We start from the raw sequence: 3,314 nt of genomic DNA on the forward strand, positions 1-3,314 counted from the left end.
CTTGCTAATGAGTCAAAAGTGGGTAAAACGGTCATTAATAGCGGAATTTCCCGCTTGTCTAGCCCTTCTGTTGACTATGCTTATTCTGTTAGTAAGGTATTGAATATTAGTATTGAGGAACTTGTAGACGGTAAGGCAGGGGAGCAGTACCTTAGGGAGTACGTCCGGGAGAAGCGCTGGCAGTTCTCTCCGCCGGAAAGGATAGCGGAAATCGTGGAGGCAGCCGGCAGGCTTTCTGATGAGCAGCTTGAATATGTCATGGGGCTTATAAAAACCATGCTGGACAAAAAGGAGGCTTCCGGTGTACCGCCGGAAATGAAATCCAGAGACAAGGCTGGCTGAGCCGGTTATCGTGGAGTTTTATACTTATAGAAAGGGGAGATAGTTATGAATATACCTGCCAAATTTGCCAAGAGAATTAATGAAAATCTCAAAAAATATCAGGGTATTATTGCCCAGATCAAGAAGAAAGACGCGAATGAATCTGATACTGTTACCGTGATAACTGATATACTACAGGATATTTTTGGTTATGATAAATACTCCGATATAACATCGGAATATGCCATTAAAGGAACCTATTGTGATCTGGCAATTCTCGATGTTCACAAGAAAATCGGGTTTCTTATTGAGGTTAAGGCTATTTCTGTTGCCTTGAATGACAATCATATAAAACAGGCTTTGGATTACGGCGCTAACGCCGGTGTAAATTGGGTGCTGTTGACCAATGCCGAAACATGGATGCTTTACAAAATCAAATTCGGGAAACCGATTGACAAAGAACTTGTATCAGAATTCGATCTGTTAACAATCAATCCGAAATCAGATAAGGAACTTGAAGCGCTTTTTGTGATTAGCAAGGATGGGCAGGACAAGTCTATCATAGAGGATTTCTATTTAAGCATCCAGGTGAAAAACAAATTCATTATTGGATGTTTATTGAATAGCGAAGAAGTTTATTCATTAATTCGCCGGACAATGAAAAAGCTGTTTGCTGATGTAAAAATCAGCGAGCAGGAAATTGCTGACATCATGGTAAACGATATTATAAAAAGAGAAATAATAGATTCCGAGGAATCAAAAAAGGCCAAAAAGGATATTGATAAAATATATAAAAAATTGGAACGGGCAAAAGAAAGAAGCAGCTTGACATCTGGCGATAGTAATGTTCCCAAACAAGAAGAAAAGGTGGATGCTCCCCCGGTTCAGGAAAATTCCGGTGTAGAGGGTGTAGAGAATGATGATATTATTGCTTCATCGGCAATAACAGAAACAAATTAAAGAATAATTACAGGAGAATAGTATGGCAGCAAAATTTGAAATTTTTGTAGATCGGAAAAAGCAATACCGGTTTCGTCTCAAGGCACCCAATGGAGAAATCATTGCCGTAGGGGAGGCGTATGAAACTAAAGCGGCATGTCTTAAAGGCATCAAATCAATCCAGAAAAATGCCCCTGTTGCTGAGATTATCGGGCCTGATGAAACGGGAAAAAAGGCATCCAAGACAGTGGACAAATAAACGGCCACCGCCTAAAGGCGATGGTTTTAAACCTGGCACATGGAAAATAAAGTTTCCGGGGGGTGTAACTATGAAATATATTTGTTTACCGTTTTTATTAGTAATCCCTTTAGTTTTAGCAGGTTGTCCAACATCAGTAGATTCATCGAACGATAATGAAAATACGGTAACTACACCAACAGCACCCCCGGAATCTAATCCGGAATCTAATATAATAATCGGTAAATCGTGGACAAAAAATGAAAGCGATGGATACGGTACTATTGCAGCAGGGAAAATAAAACCCGATGAAGCAACTGTATTTATTGATGGTTTTATTTCTGTCGCTGGCAGTAGGAGTAATGGGATATATTATAGTCCTGATGGTAAAAATTGGACAAAATTATATAAACGAGAATTGCGATCTTCAAAGTGGGCAACCACAGATAATATAAAAGACGGTGAAAGGTATACTGGTTTTCGATTTACACATGATTCTAAAATTATCGTTGTTACGGATGGCGTTGAAAGTGAACCAATTGATGCTGTAATTAGCGATAATTTTATAGAAGTCAATATTGACGGTGTAAGGTCAGGAGCTTATTATTCTTTTGGACATAACTCCCTTTCTTTGACACGCTATACCACCGGCTGGTTATATACAGGTACTTTTTTTTCCAACAGTACATATTATCAAGTAGAATTTCCATTCTATGAAGCCAATTCAGTAGCTTTCGGCAAAGTAGATGGTGTGGATGGATGGCTGATTGGAACAGACATCCGTGGCGGTATATATGAAAACAACTATACGGGTTTAATTAATATGGCGTGGAGCCCCGATGGTATAAACTGGGCAGCAATACCCTCTAACTCCATAACAGATGTACAAACATGCTATGATCCGCATTTTCGCTCAATTATCTATGGATCAGTGAATGGTACTGGAATGTGGGTGGCATTAGCCACAGGTACCTATTTTCCTGATGACACCTGGGGAGACTCTCTTTTATTGACCAGTCCTGACGGAAAAACATGGAATAAGGCTGATGTGTTTGAAGAGCCGCCTGGCCGACCTTATCGATTTCACGATATAGGGACATCTATTTCTTACGGTAATGTCAACGGCGTTGATACCTTTGTTGCGGCTTTTAGTAATGGTATGATCGCTACAAGTATTGATGGTACTACATGGAATACTTCTAGTAGTGCGTATAATGCTTTTATTATCCCCCATAAGGATAACAAAAGCGCAGACATACTTGATGTTGCATTTGGAAAAATTGCTGATGTAGACGGTTTTATCGCAGTTGGGAGTAACGGAAAAATCGTAAAATGTATTAACGGTCTGGATTGGGAAGAAATACCGCAAACAACTTTTGGGGATAAAAACATAGGATCTATAGCCTATGGGATTACTAAAGGAAAGCCGCACTGGATTGCTTATAGTATGTATGGAACAATAGGTTTGAGTAGTGATGGTTTAACTTGGATACAAGCAGATGAAAATAATATTTATAGTGGATCTGCTGATATTTGTTTTGGTAAAGCAAACGGATCTGATTTTTTCCTGATGAGTACAGTTTACGGCATCTGGTGGAGTAGCAATTAAAGAGTAGTCCAAGTGGATAGAGAAGGCAAAGAAAAAGCTTGAACAGGGATAGGGAAAACATACCATGTTCACAGAAGCCGACCTTGATCGTATACTCGACGAAATAACCAAAATACAGGAGTGCCGTAGCTCCGGGCCTGTTGACGTGGACAAACTGGTTGAAGAGGCCCTCATGCCGGATGAAGACGTACAGGACAAAGAAGACAA

4 protein-coding genes are annotated in these 3,314 nt (G+C 39.9%); all 4 read left to right on the forward strand.

From position 1 onward, the window contains the following. Nucleotides 1-342: hypothetical protein (locus LBQ60_14100; GenBank protein MDR2039051.1), on the forward strand; the 342-nt coding region annotated here is incomplete at its 5' end. 45 nt (nucleotides 343-387) lie between these two features. After that, nucleotides 388-1,281, forward strand: coding sequence for a type I restriction enzyme HsdR N-terminal domain-containing protein (locus LBQ60_14105; GenBank protein MDR2039052.1), 894 nt, complete (start codon nucleotides 388-390; stop codon nucleotides 1,279-1,281). 22 nt (nucleotides 1,282-1,303) lie between these two features. Then, nucleotides 1,304-1,519 carry a DUF1508 domain-containing protein gene (locus LBQ60_14110; GenBank protein ID MDR2039053.1) on the forward strand — a complete coding sequence of 72 codons (216 nt, stop codon included), beginning with the start codon at nucleotides 1,304-1,306 and terminating at the stop codon, nucleotides 1,517-1,519. After that, on the forward strand, nucleotides 1,479-3,107 hold the full coding sequence (locus LBQ60_14115; GenBank protein MDR2039054.1) for a hypothetical protein: 1,629 nt from the start codon (nucleotides 1,479-1,481) through the stop codon (nucleotides 3,105-3,107). Before LBQ60_14110 ends, LBQ60_14115 begins: the two co-directional genes overlap by 41 nt. Nucleotides 3,108-3,314 lie beyond the last annotated feature (207 nt).

It is taken from the genome of Bacteroidales bacterium (assembly GCA_031275285.1).
Lineage (GTDB): Bacteria > Bacteroidota > Bacteroidia > Bacteroidales > UBA4181 > JAIRLS01.